This is a genomic window from Falsiroseomonas sp. CW058, from assembly GCF_050563535.1.
Classification (GTDB): Bacteria; Pseudomonadota; Alphaproteobacteria; order Acetobacterales; family Acetobacteraceae; genus Falsiroseomonas.
On sequence record NZ_JBNXUO010000030.1, the window covers coordinates 43,095 to 60,776 of the forward strand.

General features: G+C 74.0%; 15 protein-coding genes. 8 read left to right on the forward strand and 7 right to left on the reverse strand.

The features are described 5' to 3' along the window. Nucleotides 1-71: 71 nt before the first annotated feature. Nucleotides 72-1,865 carry an IlvD/Edd family dehydratase gene (locus ACK8OX_RS20160; protein WP_430666037.1) on the reverse strand — a complete coding sequence of 598 codons (1,794 nt, stop codon included), beginning with the start codon at nucleotides 1,863-1,865 and terminating at the stop codon, nucleotides 72-74. A 243-nt stretch (nucleotides 1,866-2,108) separates the two neighbouring features. Here ACK8OX_RS20160 and ACK8OX_RS20165 point away from each other — a divergent pair, with 243 nt between their 5' ends. Together ACK8OX_RS20165 and ACK8OX_RS20170 are read left to right on the forward strand one after the other, a co-directional pair. Continuing rightward, nucleotides 2,109-2,858, forward strand: coding sequence for a response regulator (locus ACK8OX_RS20165; RefSeq protein ID WP_430666038.1), 750 nt, complete (start codon nucleotides 2,109-2,111; stop codon nucleotides 2,856-2,858). After that, complete coding sequence (locus ACK8OX_RS20170) at nucleotides 2,830-4,485, forward strand: PAS-domain containing protein (RefSeq protein ID WP_430666039.1); 1,656 nt, start codon at nucleotides 2,830-2,832, stop codon at nucleotides 4,483-4,485. The genes ACK8OX_RS20165 and ACK8OX_RS20170 overlap by 29 nt, the downstream gene beginning before the upstream one ends. Nucleotides 4,486-4,554: 69 nt before the next feature. Here ACK8OX_RS20170 and ACK8OX_RS20175 read toward each other — a convergent pair whose 3' ends face one another. Further along, on the reverse strand, nucleotides 4,555-4,875 hold the full coding sequence (locus tag ACK8OX_RS20175; protein ID WP_430666040.1) for a hypothetical protein: 321 nt from the start codon (nucleotides 4,873-4,875) through the stop codon (nucleotides 4,555-4,557). Nucleotides 4,876-5,014: 139 nt separating this feature from the next. After that, nucleotides 5,015-6,055, reverse strand: a complete 1,041-nt coding sequence (locus tag ACK8OX_RS20180; protein WP_430666041.1) for an alpha/beta hydrolase — start codon at nucleotides 6,053-6,055, stop codon at nucleotides 5,015-5,017. A gap of 108 nt (nucleotides 6,056-6,163) precedes the next feature. Between ACK8OX_RS20180 and ACK8OX_RS20185 the strand changes: the two genes are divergently transcribed. The 4 genes from ACK8OX_RS20185 to ACK8OX_RS20200 are packed head-to-tail and all read left to right on the forward strand — an operon-like array spanning nucleotide 6,164 to nucleotide 10,349. Further along, nucleotides 6,164-7,561: an MATE family efflux transporter gene (locus tag ACK8OX_RS20185; RefSeq protein WP_430666042.1), complete on the forward strand. Its 1,398-nt coding sequence runs from the start codon at nucleotides 6,164-6,166 to the stop codon at nucleotides 7,559-7,561. 33 nt (nucleotides 7,562-7,594) lie between these two features. Then, nucleotides 7,595-8,062, forward strand: coding sequence for a hotdog fold thioesterase (locus tag ACK8OX_RS20190; protein WP_430666043.1), 468 nt, complete (start codon nucleotides 7,595-7,597; stop codon nucleotides 8,060-8,062). A 5-nt stretch (nucleotides 8,063-8,067) separates the two neighbouring features. After that, nucleotides 8,068-9,069, forward strand: coding sequence for an asparaginase (locus ACK8OX_RS20195; RefSeq protein WP_430666044.1), 1,002 nt, complete (start codon nucleotides 8,068-8,070; stop codon nucleotides 9,067-9,069). A gap of 50 nt (nucleotides 9,070-9,119) precedes the next feature. After that, complete coding sequence (locus tag ACK8OX_RS20200) at nucleotides 9,120-10,349, forward strand: acyltransferase family protein (RefSeq protein WP_430666045.1); 1,230 nt, start codon at nucleotides 9,120-9,122, stop codon at nucleotides 10,347-10,349. A gap of 18 nt (nucleotides 10,350-10,367) precedes the next feature. On the opposite strand, the gene ACK8OX_RS20205 is transcribed toward ACK8OX_RS20200, so the two are convergent. Together ACK8OX_RS20205 and aspS are read right to left on the reverse strand one after the other, a co-directional pair. Further along, nucleotides 10,368-11,234, reverse strand: a complete 867-nt coding sequence (locus ACK8OX_RS20205) for a cell envelope integrity EipB family protein (protein ID WP_430666046.1) — start codon at nucleotides 11,232-11,234, stop codon at nucleotides 10,368-10,370. An 84-nt stretch (nucleotides 11,235-11,318) separates the two neighbouring features. Beyond that, complete coding sequence (gene aspS, locus ACK8OX_RS20210) at nucleotides 11,319-13,133, reverse strand: aspartate--tRNA ligase (protein WP_430666047.1); 1,815 nt, start codon at nucleotides 13,131-13,133, stop codon at nucleotides 11,319-11,321. A 166-nt stretch (nucleotides 13,134-13,299) separates the two neighbouring features. Between aspS and rnd the strand changes: the two genes are divergently transcribed. Both rnd and ACK8OX_RS20220 read left to right on the forward strand, forming a co-directional pair. Continuing rightward, complete coding sequence (gene rnd / locus ACK8OX_RS20215) at nucleotides 13,300-14,484, forward strand: ribonuclease D (protein ID WP_430666048.1); 1,185 nt, start codon at nucleotides 13,300-13,302, stop codon at nucleotides 14,482-14,484. A gap of 75 nt (nucleotides 14,485-14,559) precedes the next feature. Continuing rightward, nucleotides 14,560-14,772 (forward strand): hypothetical protein, encoded by a 213-nt coding sequence (locus ACK8OX_RS20220; RefSeq protein ID WP_430666049.1) that lies wholly within the window; start codon nucleotides 14,560-14,562, stop codon nucleotides 14,770-14,772. Between the two features lie 13 nt (nucleotides 14,773-14,785). Here the strand turns inward: ACK8OX_RS20220 and ACK8OX_RS20225 are convergent, their stop codons facing one another. Both ACK8OX_RS20225 and ACK8OX_RS20230 read right to left on the reverse strand, forming a co-directional pair. Next, a complete protein-coding gene (locus ACK8OX_RS20225) occupies nucleotides 14,786-16,321 on the reverse strand; it encodes a UxaA family hydrolase (protein WP_430666050.1) in 1,536 nt (511 codons plus the stop codon). Between the two features lie 50 nt (nucleotides 16,322-16,371). Further along, nucleotides 16,372-17,682: ATP-binding protein (locus ACK8OX_RS20230; RefSeq protein ID WP_430666051.1), on the reverse strand; the 1,311-nt coding region annotated here is incomplete at its 5' end.

Below are 17,682 nucleotides of genomic sequence, written 5' to 3' on the forward strand. Positions count from 1 at the left end.
CGGAGCGCCCGCGCCCCTTTCCCTCTAGCCCCTCCCCCGGCCGCGGGGGAGGGGTGGGGCGCGTCGCGCGCTCAGTGGTTGTGGCGGCTCTCGCCCCGGGTCTCCAGGATGTTCAGGAACAGCGTCGCGGGCTCGAGGCAGGCGCCGGTGCCGAGCTGGCCGACATGGGTGCGGTAGATCTCCTCCCACGGCGTCTTGCTCACCAGCTTCGGCGGCGTCCAGGCGGCCCTGCGGGCGGCCAGCTCCTCCGCCGGGATCAGCACGTCCACCCGGCGCGCCTTCAGGTCGATGCGGATGCGGTCGCCATGCTTCAGCAGCGCCAGCCCGCCGCCCACCGCCGCCTCCGGCGTGACGTTGAGGATGGAGGGGGACCCCGAGGTCCCGCTCTGCCGCCCGTCCCCCATGGTGGGCAGCGCCTTGATGCCCTGCTTCAGCAGCGCCGCGGGCGGCTGCATGTTCACCACCTCCGCCGAGCCGGGATAGCCCACCGGCCCGCAGTTGCGGACCACCAGCACCGTGTGCTGGTCGATGCCGAGGGCGGGGTCCTCGATCCGGGCGTGGTAGTCCTCCGGCCCTTCGAACACCGCGGCCTTGCCTTCGAAGACGTCCGGCGTCTCGCTGAAGAAGCGGCGGCGGAACTCCTCGTCGATGACGCTGACCTTGATGACCGCGCTGTCGAACAGGTTGCCGGTCAGCACCAGGTAGCCGGCCTTCTCCTTCATCGGCTTCGCATAGGCGCGGATCACCTCGCGGTCGGGCGAGAGGGGGGTGTCGGCCAGGTTCTCCGCCACCGTCCTGCCCGTCACCGTCATCACGTCGCCATGCAGGCGCCCGGCCTCCAGCAATTCGCGCATCACCGCGGGCACGCCGCCCGCGCGGTGGAAGGCCTCGCCCAGGAAGCGCCCTGCCGGCTGGCAGTCCACCAGCAGCGGGATGTCGGCGCCGACGCGCTGCCAGTCCTCCAGCGTGTGGTCCACGCCCATGTGCCGCGCGATGGCGATCATGTGCGGCGGGCAGTTTGAGGAGGCGCCGATCGCGCTCGCCACCGACACCGCATTCTCGAACGCCTTCGCCGTCATCACGTCGGAGGGGCGGAGGTTCTCCCGCACCATCTCCACGATGCGCCGCCCCGTCCAGTAGGCCATCTGCGCGCGTTCGCGGTGCGGCCCGGGGATGGCGGCGCAGCCCGGCAGGCTCATCCCCACCGCCTCCACGAGGGAATTCATGGACAGCGCCGTGCCCATGGTCGAGCAATGCCCCCAGGAGGTGGAGGAGGAGGCGACGGCCTCCATGAACTGCCGGTTGTCGATCTCGCCCGCTGCAAGCTGGCGGCGCGCCTCCCACACCACCGTGCCGGACCCGACCAGCCGGCCCTTGTACCAGCCATCCAGCATCGGCCCGCCGGAGAAGGCGAGGACGGGGATGTTCACGGTCGCCGCCGCCATCAGCGCGGCGCCCGGCGTCTTGTCGCAGCCGATCGTCGCCACGACGCCGTCGAGCGGGTAGCCGTGCATCACCTCGACCAGCGACAGGTACTGCAGGTTGCGGTCGAGCGCCGCGGTCGGGCGCTTCAGCGTCTCCTGGATGGGATGGACCGGGAATTCCAGCGGCACGCCGCCGGCGTCGCGGATGCCTTCCTTGATGCGGTCGACCAGGATGGTGTGGTGGCGGTTGCAGGGCGCGATGTCGCTGCCGGTCTGGCTGATGCCGATGATCGGGCGGCCCGACTGCAGCTCGTCGAAGGTCATGCCGAAGTTCAGCTGCCGCTCGGTGTAGAGCGACGTCATCCCGGGGTCCTGGGGATCGTCGAACCAGCGCTGGCTGCGGAGCTTGAAGGGCTTCTTCGTCTGGTCGTGGTCGTCCATCGCGCGCTTCCTCGGACCCGGTTCGTGGGGGCAGTGAGGCGCCGGGCGCGGGGCGTGTCAACGTGCGCGCCGGGCCGTTCCGGGGCGCGCGGCCGGCCGTGCCGGCGAACAGGACGGGCGGCGCGGGCAGGGGCGGCGGGCTGGCCCGCATCTCGTCTATTGCGCCGCGGACGCCGGGGATGTTGCATCGCATCCCCGGCGGGCGCCACGCCCCGGCCGGCAGGGGCGAGGGAGAACCAGGCCATGGCGGACAGCCCCGCCATCATCGTCTGCGACGACGAACCCGACCTGCGCGAGGCGGTGGCGGAATACCTCACCCGCCGCGGGTTCGAGGTGCGCGGCGCCGGGGACGGGGCGGCGCTGCGCCGGCTGCTGGCGGAACGCCCGGCGGACCTCGTCGTCCTCGACATCGCGATGCCGGGGGAGGACGGGCTGTCGGTCGCGCGCGCCCTGCGGGCGGACTCCGACATCGGCATCGTCATGCTGACCGCCGCGGGGGATGTGGTGGACCGCGTCGTGGGGCTGGAGGTAGGCGCGGACGACTACATCGCGAAGCCGGTGGACCTGCGCGAACTGCTCGCGCGGCTGCGCGCCGTGCTGCGGCGGCGGGAGGGGACGGCGGCCGCCCTCGCCGCGCTGGCCGGCGCGGCCGCGCGCCCCGCCCCTGCGGCCGAGGCGCGGCGCGTGCGGATGGGGCGCACCTGGCTCGACCTCGACCAGCGGCGGCTGACCGGGCCGGACGGGGCGGAGATCCCGCTCGGCCCGAGCGAATTCGCCCTGCTCCGCGCCTTCGCGGAACGCCCGAACCGCGTGCTGACGCGGGAGACGCTGCTCGACCTCGCGCATCCGCGCGGGGAGGAGCATTTCGACCGATCGATCGATGTCCGCATCGCCCGCATCCGGCGCAAGGTGGAAGCCGTGCCGGACCGCCCGGCGGTGATCCGCACCGTGCGTGGGGCCGGCTATGTCTTCGACCCGAGCGCCGAGGCGTAGCCGCGCCGCGCCGCCGCCCGCCCGGGCGGAGCTCTGGCACGAATCGGGCGGCGGCGCGCTGACCCCCGGCGCCGCCCCGCGCGCCCGGACGCCCGCGCCGCCCCGCCCCGCCCCGCTCGACAGCGCGACGCATGAGCAGCTGGTGGCCGACGTGTCGCTGCTGCGCGGCATCCTGGATGCGGCGCCGGCGCGGGTCTGCGTCGTCTCGCGCGATCGCCGCTACCTCTACGTCAACCGCGACTTCGCCGAATTCTCCGGCCGCCCGGTCGAGGAGATCCTGACGCTGACGACGCATCAGCTGATCGGCCCGGACCTCGCCGCCCGGCTCGACCCGATCGCCGACCGCGCCCTGGCGGGGGAGATCGTGAGCTTCGAGGGCTGGGTGGACTACCGGCGCAACGGCCGGCGCTACATCGCCTACACCTTCAGCCCCTTCGCCCGCGGCGGCGGGCCGGGCGACGCCTTCATCAACTACATGCGCGACCTGACCGAGCTGAAGGAGCGCGAGGAGGCGGCGGCCGCGCAGCGCGCGCAGCTGCGCGCCATCCTGGAAGGCATCGCCGACGGGGTGAACGTGGTCGCGCCCGATGCGCGGCTGGTGCTCGCCAATCCCGGCTTCCTGCGGATGTACGGCTACCCCGACCGGCTGGGCGAGCCGGGCACGCCGCTCGGCGATTTCGTGCGCGACAGGCTGCGCCGCGGCGACCTCCGCGCCGGCGAGGATCCGTGCCGGCCGGAGGAGGAGCTGGTGCTGGCCCGCGTGGCGCAGTTCATGTCGGCCCCGCCCGGACGGCAGGAGGAGACGCGCCCCGACGGCCGCATCATCGAGCTGCGGCGCGAAAGGCTGCCGGACGGCACGCTCGTCAACACCTACACCGACATCACCGCCCGGCGCGAGGCGGAGCGCGCGCGCCGCGCCAGCCGCGACGCGCTGCGCCGGAACGAGAGGCTCTCCGCCATCGCCAGCCTGCTCGCCGGCGTCGCGCACGAGATCAACAACCCGCTCGCCGTCGTCGCCGCGCAGTCGTTGCTGCTGGCGGAGGAGGCGGAGGGCACGCCGCTGGCCGAGCGGGCGGAGAAGGTGCGGATGGCGGCCGAGCGGTGCGGCCGGATCGTCGCCAGCCTGCTCGCCTCCGCCCGCGCGAAGCCGCTGCGGCGGGAGGAGGTGGACCTGGCACGCGCGGTGGAAGCCGGGCTCGACCTGACGGCGGAGGTGGCGCGCGGGGCGGGGATCGCCGTGGAGCTCGACGTCGCGCGGGACCTGCCGCCGCTGCGCGGCGACCGCGACCAGCTGGCGCATCTCGTCGGCAACCTGGTCGGCAATGCGCGCGGGGCGCTGGCGGGCATGGAGGCGCCGCCGCCGCAGCGCCGCATCGCGGTGACGCTGGCGCGGGACGGCGGCTTCGCCGTGCTGCGGGTGGCCGACAACGGGCCGGGCATCCCCGAAGCCCTGCGGGAGAGGGTCTTCGATCCCTTCTTCAGCACCAAGCCGCTGGGCGAGGGGACCGGCGTGGGCCTGGCGCTCTGCCGCACCATCGCGAAGGCGCATGGCGGGAGCATCGGCGTGGAGGAGACGCCGGGCGGCGGCGCGACGCTGGTGGTCCGCCTGCCGCTGCCGCCGGGGTAGCGCCCGGCCGGCGGGGGCGGAAGCGCCCTTCCCCCGGAAGCCGGCGGGGAAGGGCGCGGAAGCCGTGGCCTATTCGATGTTGTAGTCGGTGATCTGGCAGGTATCGACGCGGCGGCGCTCCAGCGCCTGGCCGTCCGCCAGCACGATGCGGATGTCGTTCATGCACTGCGCCGCGGGCAGCGTCACCATCAGGAACTGTCCGGGCTGGAGCACATTGGCGCCCAGCCGGTCCGCGCCCCAGGAATTGTCGTTCGAGGACGAGACGTAGATCTCGTTGATGACCTGGTTGCTGCGGTTGTTGACCCGGAAGGACGGGTCCTGCGCCATGGCGGGCGCGGCAAGGGCGGCAAGCAGGGCGGCGGCGGCCAGGCCGCGGCGCAGGAAGGTCATGGTCGCGAATTCCCGAAGAGGTCGGCCGGCACCTCCGGCGACGACCGACTCTCTCGCGGGTGGAGCGGGCTGCGCAAGCTTTCGTCGGCGGGTTGAGCCTACATGGAGAAGATTTCAGCCGCCTGCGGGGCTTCCCCGGTCAGGCGGCCGCCTCCTCCAGGAACACCTGCACCGCCTGATAGAGCGCGCCGCGGTTGCGCTCCATCAGCATCGTGTGCGTCCCCTCGCCCAGCAGCATGCAGCGCTTGCCGGGGCTTGCGGTCAGCAGCGGGAAGATGGTGGTCGCCATGGTGGGGGGCGTGTCGCGGTCCCACTCGCCCACCACCAGCAGGGTGGGCACCGTGACCTTGGCAGGGTCCCAGTAGGGGCGGCCCGACTGCCAGTATTCGCGGCTGTCGAGCAGCACGCCGTTCGGCGCCCGCAGGACGGAGGGGTTCTGCCGCATCCCCTCCGGGTCGGTCGCCCAGGTCACGCCGGCCCAGTGCTCGAACCAGCCGGGGGGGATGAGGCCGGCGCGCGCCGCCTCCGGCACGCCCGCCATCCACCGCTCCCGCGCCTGCGCCTGCGTCACGCTGCGCCAGGCGCCGAGATCGGCCGAGGCGCCGACGCCCGCCGGGCTCGCCCCCTCGCGCAGCCATTGCGGCGCGTAGAGCACCAGGCGCTCCGCCATGCCGGGATTGTCGGTGGCATAGCGCGCGACGAGCGAGCAGCCCCAGGACCACGCCATCAGCACGGTGCGCGGCACGCCCCGGCGGTTCCGCACGAAGGCGCTGACCGCGGCGATCGCGCGCACCGCCTCGTCGCCCCGCACCAGCGGGGCCGCGGCCGTGGCGGGCTGGGACATGGCGGCGGGGCGGGTGGAACGGCCATAGCCCGGCAGGTCCATGCACCACACGTCGAAGCCGCGGCCTGCGATGTAGTCCATCCAGGACACGCCGGCGAGCGGCAGGTCGAAGGCGGTGTGCGCGGGATAGGTGGCGCCGTGGCAGAAGATCAGCGTGCGCGCGGCGGAAGGCTGCGCCCCTTCGGGCCGCTTGGAACGCACGAAGACCTCGCCGCCGCCATCGGGCAGCGGCACCATGAATTCCTCCGTCACGATCCGCGCTGGCCCCTGCGCCGCGGCCGGCAGGGCGGCAAGGCCCGCCAGGGCGGGGGCGGCGAGGATGGATCGGCGTTGCATGGGCGGGCCTCCGGCGTTTCCCGCGTGATGCTAACCCGGCAGGGCCGGCGCGCCAAAGGGCTGGCTCGGGGCTTCCGCGGGCGGGGGCGGGCGGGGTAAGGCCCGGGGATGGAAGACCGGGACGGGGATGGGCGCGGCTGGGGCGCGGAAGCGCGCGCGACGCTGGCGCTGGCCTGGCCGCTGGTGCTGACCAATCTCAGCCAGTTCGCCCTGTCCATCACGGACGCCGTCTTCCTCGGCCGCGTGGGGACCGAGGCGCTCGCGGCCTCCACCCTCGGCGCCAATCTCTACTGGGCCGCCTTCGCGCCCTGCTTCGGGCTGGCGCTGGCGGCGGCGCCGATGTGCGCGCAGACGCGCGGCCGCGGGCGGCGCTTCGTGCGCGGCATGCGGCGGGACGTGCGGGCCGCGCTCTGGGCCTGCGGGGCGGCGGTGCTGCCGGTCTGGGTGCTGCTGTGGCACACCGCCCCGGTGCTGGAGGCGCTGGGCCAGGACCCCGCCCTGGCCGCGCTGGCGCAGGACTATGTCCGCGCGCTGATGTGGGGGCTGCCCCCCTTCTGCGCCTTCGTCGTGCTGCGCGGCTTCCTCTCGGCCGAGGAGCGGCCGGCGGCGGCGCTGCACGTCTCCCTCGCCGGCATCGCGCTCAACATCCCGCTGAACGCCTGGCTGATCCATGGCGGGGCGGGGCTGCCCGCGCTCGGCGTGGTGGGCGCGGGCCTCGCCTCGGCGCTCTGCAACGTCTTCATGCTGCTGGGGCTGCTGGTGCTGATCGCGCGGGACCGGCGGCTGCGGCGCTACCGGCTGCTCGGCCGCTTCTGGCGCTTCGACCCCGCACGGCTGCGTGAGGTGGTGGCGATCGGCCTGCCGATCGCGGGCGCCATGTCGCTCGAGATCGCGGTCTTCGCCACGGCGGCGATCGCGATGGGCTGGCTTGGCGCAGTCGCGGTCGCGGCGCATGCCATCGCGGTGCAGGTGGCCACGCTGACCTTCATGGTGCCGATGGGCATCGCCCAGGCGGCGACCGCGCGCGTCGGGCTCGCGACCGGCGCGGCGCGGCCGCTGGCGGCGATGCGGGCGGGGCATGTCGCGGTCGCGCTCGGCGCCGGCTTCATGGCCAGCTCGGCCGCCGTGCTGCTCGCCTTCGCCGGGCCGATCGCGTGGCTGTTCCTCGATGCCCGCCAGCCGGGTGCCGCGGAGACGGCGGCGCTGGCGGCGGTGCTGCTCGGCGTCGCGGGGCTGTTCCAGCTGGCGGACGGGGTGCAGTCGGTCGCGGCGGGGGCGCTGCGCGGGCTGAAGGACACGGGGGTGCCGATGGTGGTGGCCGGCTTCGGCTACTGGGTGGTGGGCCTGCCGGTCGGGCTGCTGCTGGCCTTCCGCCTGGGCTTCGGGCCGCAGGGCATCTGGCTCGGCCTCGCGACCGGGCTGTTCCTGGTGGCGGCGCTGATGCTGGCGCGCTGGCTGCGCCTGTCGGCGACCGGCGGCTTGACCGCAAGGCGTCTCGGCGCCTGACTGCGCGCCGCAACAGGCAGGAGCCGCCCCGGCATGGCCATCTGGAAGCGCGCGGTGACGCCCGATGTCATCCATGCGCGCAGCGCAAGGACCGTGGCCGGCCTGCTCGGCATCCGCATCACCGAGATCGGGCCGGACTTCCTGCGCGCCGAGATGCCGGTGGACGAACGCCACGCCCAGCCCTTCGGCCTGCTGCATGGCGGCGTGTCCGTCGTGCTGAGCGAATCGCTCGGCTCCATCGGCTGCATCCTGACCCTGCCGGAGACGCAGCTCGCCGTCGGGCTGGAGGTGAACGCGAACCACCTGGCCGGCGTGCCGGTCGGCCAGACCGTGACGGCGGAATGCCGGCCGCTGCATCTCGGCCGGCGCACGCAGGTCTGGCAGACCGAGATCCGCCGCGCGGACGGGCGGCTGGCCTGCGTCTCCCGCCTGACCTGCACGGTGGTCGAGGCGGCGGAGCTGGGCTACGCCGGGCCGATGCTCGGCACGAAGGGGGAATGACGCAGATGACGAAGCCGAAGGTGGCGGTGATCGGGACCGGGGGCACGATCGCCTCCCAGGGGGTGGGACCGCTCGACGTGGCGGACTACGCCTCCTCCGGCCTGCCGCTGCTGGACGCGGAGGGGCTGGTGGCCGGCGTGCCGGCGCTGAAGCTCGTGGCGGATGTCGTGCCGGTGCTGTTCTCCGCCATCCCCTCCACCGCCGTCGGCTGGTCCGACTGGCGCGCGCTGGTCGCGAAGGTGGCGGAGGTGAAGGCGGCGCATCCGGACCTGGCCGGCATCGTCGTCACGCACGGGACCGCGACGCTGGAGGAGACGGCCTACCTGCTGTCCCTGACCCTGCCCGATGACGGCGTGCCGGTCGTGCTGACCGGTGCGCAGCGTCCCTTCACGGGGCTGTCCACCGACGGGCACATGAACCTGGTGGCCGCGGTGCGCGCCGCGGGGGCGCCGGCATCGCGCGGGCGGGGCGTGCTGGTCGTGCTGAACGACGAGATCCACGCCGCGAGGGAGGTGACGAAGACCTCCACCGGGCGGCTGCAGACCTTCCGCAGCCCCGATCTCGGCGTGCTCGGCCATGTCGATGCCGACGGCGTCACCTACTGGCGGCGCCCGGAACGCTACCCGCCCGGACGCCTGTTCGACATCCGCGGGATCGAGGCGCCGCCCCGCGTCGATGTCGCCTATTCGGTTGCGGGCGGCGACGGCGTGGCGACGCGCGCCTTCTTGGCGGCCGGCGCGCAGGGCATCGTCGCCGCCGGCTTCGCGCCGGGCTTCACCAGCCCTGCCGAGCGCGAGGCGCTGGCCGAGGCCGCGGCGGGCGGCTGCGTGGTCGTGATGTCGTCGCGCGCGGGGTCGGGGCGGACCTTCCCGGCGCGGCGCTACCAGGCGCAGGGCATCGTGAACGCCGACAACCTCAACCCCCAGAAGGCGCGCGTGCTGCTGATGCTCGCCCTCACCGTCACGCGCGACCGCGCGGAGATCGCGGGGCTGTTCGCGACGAACTGATCGTATCTCCGTTACGCTGCAACCTCGGTCCGCTGCATACTTTGTGGCCAGTGCATGACACACCCGGCCACGAGATGAGCAGCGACAGGGTTGCAGCGTCCGCCGACCGCCTGACCGAACTCGACGCGCTGCGCGGGCTTGCCGCCTTCGCGGTGCTGCTCCAGCACGCGCACCAGCTGGTGCCGCCGATCGCCCATCCGGACATCCCGGGCATCGGCTTCCTGCGCTACACGCTGCTGAACCTGACGCCGCTGCGGATGCTGGAGGTGGGCCGCCCCGCGGTGCTGTTCTTCTTCGTGCTGTCCGGCTACGTGCTGATGCGCGCGCTGCTGGCCAGCGGGTCGCCGGGGCTCGCCGCCTTCGCGGCGCAGCGCACCATCCGGCTGGGGCTGCCGGTCGTCGTCTCCGTCCTGCTCTCGGTGCTGCTCTACTGGCTGGTCGCCGACCCCGACCTGCCGGAGGCCTGGCGTCCTTACAGCCTGTTCACCTGGCTGGTGCCGCCGACGCTGGAGCAGGTGGTGACCAACGCGCTGCTGGTGGCGAACAACGACACGATGCGGCTGAACATCGTGCTGTGGTCGCTGGTGCACGAATGGCGCCTGACGGTGCTGCTGCCCCTGCTGCTGGTCTTCCGCGGGCGCGTCGCGCTGTTCCTGGCGCTGGTGCTGGCCGTCAGCGTGCTCGGCATCATGGGCGGGGCTGCGGAGAACCGCGTGCTGCTCGGCACGCAGTTCCACAGCACGGTGATGGCGACGATGTATTTCGCGGGCGGCATCGGCGCGGGCGTCGCGCTCGCGCTCGCCTTCCCGGCGGAACTGCCGCGGCTCGACCGGATGCAGACCCTCGCCGCCGCCATCGCCTGCTTCGCGCTGTTCTCGATGGCGTCCGACATCGCGGTCTACGGGGGCGCGGTGCTGCTGATCCTGCTGGCGCGCCAGCCCGGCCGCTTCCGCACGGCGCTGCGGGTGCCGCTGCTGGCCGGGCTCGGCCGCATCTCCTACAGCCTCTACCTCGTGCATGTGCCGGTGCTGGTGGCCTGCCTGCACCTGCTCCACGACAGCCTGCACCCGGTCGCGGTCGCGGCGCTGGGCGTGGGGGCGGCGCTGGTGGCCGGGGTGGCGATGAACCTGCTGGTGGAATCGCCGTCGCGCCGCCTGGCGCGCCGGGTGGAGAAGCGCCTGGCGCAGCCGGGCTGGCGCCTGCCGACGCCGGAGCGGCGGGCCGCGCCGCCGAAGCGCGACTGGTCGCCCGAAGGCGGGATGTGGGACGCGGTCCGCTGACCGCGCCGGCCGCCTCCCTCAGCAGCCACCCGGGAGGGGCGCGAGTTCCAGCATCCGGCCAGTGACCGAGAATTCGCCGAAATCCATCGCCAGCTCGTCCGCCACGCCGTTCTCGAAGTAGCGCAGGCCCACCTCGTATTCCGGCTGGCTCGCGCCCGTCGTCGCCGCGCCGCGCTCGAAGAAGGCGATGCGCATGCGGCCGGAGGCCTGGTCGGCCAGCAGGGGGAAGCGCGGCTGGCCCGGCGTGGCGCCCCAGCCCGAGACGATGGTGGTGGTGTCCTGCGCGCCTTCGTCGGACGTGCCGTCGAACAGCGGCGCCGCCAGCAGCCGCCGGCCCGCGCGCGCCGCCTCCACCGCCAGCACGGTGTGGCGCATCGGCAGCAGGGTGCCGGCGGGCAGCTCCTCCTCCCGCCCCGCCGGGTCGGCGTAGCGGACGCGGCCGGACCCGTCCGGCTTCAGCTCCGCCTCGCCCGAGACGCGCTGGCTGACCGCGCCCTGGCTGGTCTGGGTGAGGGAGAAGCGCAGGCGCGACCCGTCCTTCGCCTCGTAGGTGGCGTAGTCAGACACTGTCTCCACCTCCTGCCCGTCGCGGTCCACCACGGTCATCGTCATGCGCTGGCGGGTGGCCCAGCCCTCGCAGGCATCCTGCACCTCGAACATCATGGCGCCGCGGACCGAGCTGATGCCGGAGCCCCGCGCCTCGCCGAGGTCGAGCCGGTAGGCGGCGCGGTGGGCCGCCATGCGGCCGATGCCGGCGGCGATCGCCTCCGCCGCCACCCCGTGCTGCGGCGCGGCGGGCGTGGTCTGCGATGCCGCCGGGGCGGCCATGAGGGCGAGCAGCGCAACGGTGCCGAGCAGCCGGCGGGTGGGGGGGGCGATCGGCATGGTCGTCCGGGTTCTCCGACGGGGCGGGACAGGGCAGGGCCGGTCCCGCCCCGGCCCTGCGGCCGCGGCGGCGGCCCGCGTAACTTAGGGCGCCTTCGCCGCCGCGGCACCCTTGGCGGGCGGAAGATCGAGCCTGATCGAAAGTTCCTTCAGGCGGGCGGGCTCCACCGGGGCGGGGGCGCCCATCATCAGGTCCTCGGCCTGCTGGTTCATCGGGAACAGGATCACTTCCCGGATGTTCGGCTCGTCCGCCAGCAGCATCACGATGCGGTCGATCCCGGGCGCCGAGCCGCCATGCGGCGGCGCGCCGTAGCGGAAGGCGTTCAGCATGCCGCCGAAGCGCTGCTCCACCACATCCGCGCCATAGCCCGCGATCTCGAAGGCGCGGAGCATGATGTCCGGGCGGTGGTTGCGGATGGCGCCCGACGACAGCTCGATCCCGTTGCAGACGATGTCGTACTGGTATGCCTTGATGTCGAGCGGGTCCATCGTGTTCAGCGCCTCCAGCTCGCCCTGCGGCATGCTGAAGGGGTTGTGGCTGAAGTCGATCTGCCCGGTCTCCTCGTTGCGCTCGTACATCGGGAAGTCGGTCACCCAGCAGAAGCGGTAGGCGTCCTTCTCGACCAGGCCCAATTCGTTGCCGAGCCGGGTGCGCGCCTGGCCGGCGAGCTTCGCGGCCTCCTCCACCTTGCCCGCGGCGAAGAACACCGCGTCGTCGGGGCCGAGCCCGCAGGCCGCCCGCAGCGCCGCCACCCGGTCCGGCTCCAGGTTCTTCGCGATCGGGCCGCCGGCCTCACCCTTCTGGAAGGTGATGTAGCCGAGCCCGCCCGCCCCCGCCTCACGCGCCCATTCGTTCATCTTGTCGAAGAAGCTGCGCGGGTTGGCGCCCGCGCCCGGCGCGGGGATGGCGCGCACCACCCCGCCCGAGGCCGCGATCCGCGCGAACAGCCCGAAGCTGCCGCCCGCGAAGTGCTGCGTCACGTCGGCGATGCGGATCGGGTTGCGCAGGTCCGGCTTGTCGGAGCCGAATTCCAGCATCGCCCGGTCGAAGGGGATGCGGGGGAAGGGCGCGGGGGTGACGGACCGGCGCGTGCCGGAGAAGTCGGCGAATTCCTCGAACACGCCGGCCAGCACCGGCTCGATCGCGGCGAAGACGTCCTCCTGCGTGACGAAGCTCATCTCGAAGTCGAGCTGGTAGAACTCGCCGGGGCTGCGGTCGGCGCGGCTGGCCTCGTCGCGGAAGCAGGGGGCGATCTGGAAGTAGCGGTCGAAGCCCGCCACCATGCAGAGCTGCTTGAACTGCTGCGGGGCCTGCGGCAGCGCGTAGAACTTGCCCGGATGGTTGCGCGCCGGCACCAGGAAGTCCCGCGCGCCCTCCGGGCTCGACGCCGTCAGGATCGGGGTCTGGAATTCGGTGAAGCCCTGCTCGATCATCCGCCGCCGGATGGAGGCGATGACCGCGCTGCGCAGCATCAGGTTGCGGTGCTGGCGTTCGCGCCGCAGGTCGATGAAGCGGTAGCGCAGGCGCAGGTCCTCGGGGAATTCCTGGTCGCCGGCGACCTGGATGGGCAGGACCTCGGCCGCGGACTGCACGGCCACCTCGCGCACGCGAAGCTCGATCTCGCCGGTCGGCAGCTTGGGGTTCACGGTGGACCCCTCGCGCGGGACCACCTCCCCGGTCACCGTCACCACGCTTTCCGGCCGCGCGGCGTCGAGGGTGGCGAAGCCGGGGGCGCCCTGCGCGACCACGCATTGCGTCAGCCCGTGATGGTCCCGCAGGTCCACGAACAGCAGCCCGCCATGGTCGCGCTTGCGGTGCACCCAGCCGGAGAGACGGGCGGTCTTGCCGGCATCGGCTGCGCGGAGCGCGCCGCAGGTATGGGTGCGGTAGGCGTGCATTGGGGGACCCGTGACGGCTTGGGAAAGGGGCCGCCAAACCGCCCCAGGGTGGCGGGTCTGTCAAGGGCGGCCGGCGGCCCGCCACCCCGGCGCGCCTACGGGGCGCCGGGCCGCGGGGCCGGGGCGGGGGCTGGGCGGGTGGCGCGACGGGGGCTAAGACGGCGGGATGAGCCGCAAGCCCCCGGCCGGCGCCGAAGCCGCGCCGTCCCTCGTCACCGACAGCGAAGGCCTCGCGGCGCTCTGCGCGCGGCTGCGCGGCGAACGCTTCGTCACCGTCGACACCGAATTCATGCGCGAGCGGACCTACTGGCCCGAGCTATGCGTCGTGCAACTGGCGGGCGAGGGTGAAGTGGCGGTGGTGGACGCGCTGGCGCCGGGGCTCGACCTCGCCCCGCTCGGCGAATTGCTGGCCGACCCGGCGGTGATGAAGGTGTTCCACGCGGCGCGGCAGGACGTGGAGATCTTCCTGCTGCGCTTCGGTGCCGTGCCGACGCCGATCTACGACACCCAGGTCGCCGCCCAGGTCGCCGGCTTCGGCGACCAGGTGAGCTACGATTCGCTGGCGCGCGCCCTGGCCGGCGCCAACATCGACAAGGCCCACCGCTTCAGCGACTGGGCGGCGCGGCCGCTGAGCCCGGCGCAGATCGCCTATGCCGCCGCCGACGTGACCCATCTGCGCCGCATCTACACCGGCCTGACCGCCAAGCTGGAACGGGAAGGCCGCACCGGCTGGGTGGCGGAGGAGATGGCCGAGCTCGCCAATCCCGCCGGCTACCGGCAGGACCCGGAGACGGCGTGGGAACGCCTGAAGCCGCGCAGCCACAACCGCCGCTTCCTCGGCGCGCTGCGCGCCCTGGCCGCCTGGCGGGAGCGGGAGGCGCAGCGCGTGAACATCCCCCGCGGCCGGCTGGTGAAGGACGAGACGCTGCTGGAACTGGCGGCCACCCTGCCCACCACGGCGGCGGAGCTGACCCGCGCGCGCGGTATCAGCGAAGGCTTCGCCAAGGGCAAGTCCGGCGCGAGCCTGCTGGCCGCCCTGGCCGAGGCGAAGGCGCTGCCCGACGCCGACCTGCCCGAGGCCCCGCGCGAACGCGCCGGCGCCGCGCCATCCCCCGCGCTCGTCGCCCTGCTGAAGGTGCTGCTGGCCGCCAAGAGCGAGGAGCACCACGTCGCCCCCCGCCTGCTGGCGAGCAGCGACGAGCTGGAACGGCTTGCCGCCGGCGAGGAGGACCTGCCCGTCCTGCATGGCTGGCGCCGCGAGGTGTTCGGGGAGGCCGCGCTGGCGCTGAAGGCGGGCCGGGTGGCGCTCGGCGTGGACGGCAAGCGGGTGCGGCTGATCGACGCCGCCTGACGGCGGCAAGGCGTCCTCCGCCCAACCCGCGCCCCCTGGCCGCGTTGCCGCGCCGGACAGGATGCGGAGGCGACCATGGGGGCCTGGGTGGCGCTGGTGATGGCGGTGGCGGCCGGCGGCGGCGCGCCGGTGCTGGAAACCCGCTATTTCGACAGCTCGACCGCCTGCGAGGCCTGGGCCGCGCGGGTGACGACGCCGAACGCCGCGCTCCGCCCCGGCGGCGACCACCAGATCGCCCAGTGCCTGCATGTGCGGGAGCTGATCGGCAGGCTCGCGCTCGGCCGGTGACGCACGCGCGCCGCTACATCGTCGCCCCGATCACCCAGGGGGCGAATTCCGCGCCGCCGAAATCGTAGCCCTCGCTCCGCGTCCGCGCGCCGCTCGCGACGTCCAGCATCAGGCGGAAGATGCGCCCGCCGCATTCGGCGACACTCTCCTCCCCGCTCAGGATCGTGCCGCAGTTCACGTCCATGTCCTCCGACATGCGTTCGTACATCGGCGTGTTGGTCGCGAGCTTGATGGAGGGCGCGGGCTTCATCCCGAACACGCTGCCGCGCCCGGTGGTGAAGCACATCAGGTTCGCGCCCCCCGCCACCTGGCCGGTCGCGCCCACCGGGTCGTAGCCGGGCGTGTCCATGAAGACGAAGCCCTTCTCCGTCACCGGCTCGGCATAGCCGTACACCGCGGTCAGGTTCGTCGTGCCCGCCTTTGCCATGGCGCCGAGCGACTTCTCCAGGATCGTCGTCAGCCCCCCCGCCTTGTTGCCGGGCGAGGGGTTGGCGTTCATCTCCGCGCCTTCCCGCGCCGTGTACTCCTCCCACCAGCGCATCAGCCCGACCAGCTTCTCGCCGACCTCGCGCGAGGTGGCGCGGCGCGTCAGCAGGTGTTCCGCGCCATAGGTCTCGGGCGTCTCGCTCAGGATCACCGTCCCGCCGTGGCGCACCACCAGGTCGGACGCCGCGCCCAGCGCCGGGTTCGCGGTGATGCCCGAATACCCGTCCGACCCGCCGCATTGCAGCGCCACCACCAGCTCGGCCGCCGGCACCGGCACGCGGTGCACCCGGTTCGCCTCGGCCAGCACCTCCCGCACGAAGGCGATGCCGGCCTCCACGGTCTTCCGCGTGCCGCCCATCTCCTGGATGTCCATGCTGCGCAGCCGCCCTGCCAGCCTCTGCTCCTCCAGCATCGGGCCGAGCTGGTTGACCTCGCAGCCCAGCCCGATGGCGATGACGTGGCTGAAATTGACGTGCCGCGCGAAGCCCGCCAGCGTGCGGCGCAGCAGGCGCAGCGGCTCGCCCGCCGTCATCCCGCAGCCGGTCTTGTGCGTCAGCGCCACCACGCCGTCGACATTGGGGAAGCCGGCCAGGGGGTCGTCGCCCGTGAAGGGGTTGCGCCGGAAGGCGCCGGCTATCAGCTCCGCCACATGGGCCGAGCAGTTCACGCTGGTCACGATGCCGATGTAGTTGCGCGTCGCCGCGCGCCCGTCGGCGCGGCGGATGCCGAGGAAGGTCGCGGGCTCCGGCACAGGGAGCGTCGGCTTCGCATCCACGCCCCAGGCATAATCCTTGCCGAAGTCGCCCATGGCCAGGTTGTGGGTGTGCACCCAGTCGCCCGGCGCGATCGCTTCCGTCGCGAAGCCGATGATCTGGCCGTAGCGCCGCACCGGCTCGCCGGCCGCATGGGCCCGGGCGGCCACCTTGTGGCCCGGCGGGATGCGCCGCGCTCCCACCGCGACGCCGCCGCCGAGCGGCACCCCGGGCGGCAGCGCGACGCGGGCGATCAGCACCCCATCCTCGGGCGAGAGGCGGATCACGGGCGGCAGCGTGGCGGCATCCATGGCGGGCTTCCTTCCCTTGCCTCGGCCGGAGCCTAGCCGCGCCCGCCGGCTCAGGCCACGGGGGCGCGCAGCTCCGCCGGGACCGACAGCGCCGGAAGGGTCAGCACCTCCGCTCCCTCGATCCCGGCGGCGAGGTCGGCGACATGGGCATGGTGGGTGAACAGCACCGGCTGCACCGCCGCGCCGAGACGCACCAGCAGTCGCAGCGCCGCCGTGGCGCGGGCGTCGTCGAAGGTGGCCAGCAGGTCGTCGGCGATGAAGGGCAGCGGCTCGGCCGCGCCGGCATGCGCCTCGACCGCCGCGATGCGCAGCGCAAGGAACAGCTGGTCGCGCGTGCCTTCGCTCAGCGCATCCATCAGGCAGGCGGTCCCGTCCTCCCGCACGGCGGAAAGCAGGGGGCGGCCGTCGTCGTCCTCGTCGCTCGACAGCTGCGGATAGCGCCCGCCGGTCAGCAGCCGGAAATGGCCGGCCGCGGCGCGCAGCATGGGGTCCTGGCGTTCCTGGCGCAGCCGCTCGATCGCCGCGCCCAGCAGCCGGCGGGCGAGGTGCAGGCGCGCATAGCCCTCCGCCGCCTCCTGCGCATCGGCCAGGTGCTGGCGCGAATCCTGCGCTATGCCCGCCGCGTCGCGGCCGCCCTCCAGCGCCGCCAGCGCCGCCTGCTGCTGCGCGCGCAGGCCGCCGAGTGTCGTGCGGCGGTCGCCGAGTTCATGCCGGCGCGCCTCGATCCCGTCGAGCCGCGCCTCGACATGGTCGGGGTCGAAGCCGGCTGCCTCGTCCCGCAACGCGTCCTCGGCGAGCCCGTCGCCCGCTGCGGCCAGCTCCGCCTCCTCCTGCCCCACCTGCGCCGCCAGCACGTCGCGCCGCGCTGCCCGCGCGACCGCGTTTTCGAGGGCGGCGAGGTCGGCGGTGCCGGCCGCCTCGTGCAGCCGCGCGAGCGCCGCCGCCGCCGCCGCCCCGGCATCACGCGCCGCCTGCGCCTCGGCACGGCGTTTCGCGCCCTGCCCCTCGAGGCCCCGCGCCTCGGCCTCCGTCTCGCGCGCGGCCACCAGGCGGCGCTGCAGCGCAGCCGCCGCGGCGAGCGGATCGGCTTCCTCCTGCCCCGCCTCCAGCCGGCCGAGGACCGCGTCGACGGCGCGGGCCAGCGCGGCGACGTCGGCCTCCAGCGCCGCGGCGCGATTCTCGTCGGCCTGCCAGGCCTGCGCGGCATCGGCGACCGCGCGCCATTCGGCGAGCGCCGCCTCCACCTCCTCCACCCCGGCCGCCGGGGGCAGGCCGAGCGCGGCCAGGGCCGACAACCACGGCGCCTCGGCTTCCTCCAACGCGGCGCGGGCGCGGTCATGCGCCTCCGCCGCCTCATCGAG

What these genes read in the sequence shown, in the direction of transcription:
- ACK8OX_RS20225 (WP_430666050.1), bottom strand. Translation starts at nt 16,321, where the DNA reads ATGGATGCCGCCACGCTGCCGCCCGTGATCCGCCTCTCGCCCGAGGAT.
- rnd (WP_430666048.1), top strand. Translation starts at nt 13,300, where the DNA reads ATGAGCCGCAAGCCCCCGGCCGGCGCCGAAGCCGCGCCGTCCCTCGTC.
- ACK8OX_RS20160 (WP_430666037.1), bottom strand. Translation starts at nt 1,865, where the DNA reads ATGGACGACCACGACCAGACGAAGAAGCCCTTCAAGCTCCGCAGCCAG.
- aspS (WP_430666047.1), bottom strand. Translation starts at nt 13,133, where the DNA reads ATGCACGCCTACCGCACCCATACCTGCGGCGCGCTCCGCGCAGCCGAT.
- ACK8OX_RS20195 (WP_430666044.1), top strand. Translation starts at nt 8,068, where the DNA reads ATGACGAAGCCGAAGGTGGCGGTGATCGGGACCGGGGGCACGATCGCC.
- ACK8OX_RS20220 (WP_430666049.1), top strand. Translation starts at nt 14,560, where the DNA reads ATGGGGGCCTGGGTGGCGCTGGTGATGGCGGTGGCGGCCGGCGGCGGC.
- ACK8OX_RS20180 (WP_430666041.1), bottom strand. Translation starts at nt 6,055, where the DNA reads ATGCAACGCCGATCCATCCTCGCCGCCCCCGCCCTGGCGGGCCTTGCC.
- ACK8OX_RS20190 (WP_430666043.1), top strand. Translation starts at nt 7,595, where the DNA reads ATGGCCATCTGGAAGCGCGCGGTGACGCCCGATGTCATCCATGCGCGC.
- ACK8OX_RS20175 (WP_430666040.1), bottom strand. Translation starts at nt 4,875, where the DNA reads ATGACCTTCCTGCGCCGCGGCCTGGCCGCCGCCGCCCTGCTTGCCGCC.
- ACK8OX_RS20170 (WP_430666039.1), top strand. Translation starts at nt 2,830, where the DNA reads ATGTCTTCGACCCGAGCGCCGAGGCGTAGCCGCGCCGCGCCGCCGCCC.
- ACK8OX_RS20205 (WP_430666046.1), bottom strand. Translation starts at nt 11,234, where the DNA reads ATGCCGATCGCCCCCCCCACCCGCCGGCTGCTCGGCACCGTTGCGCTG.
- ACK8OX_RS20185 (WP_430666042.1), top strand. Translation starts at nt 6,164, where the DNA reads ATGGAAGACCGGGACGGGGATGGGCGCGGCTGGGGCGCGGAAGCGCGC.
- ACK8OX_RS20165 (WP_430666038.1), top strand. Translation starts at nt 2,109, where the DNA reads ATGGCGGACAGCCCCGCCATCATCGTCTGCGACGACGAACCCGACCTG.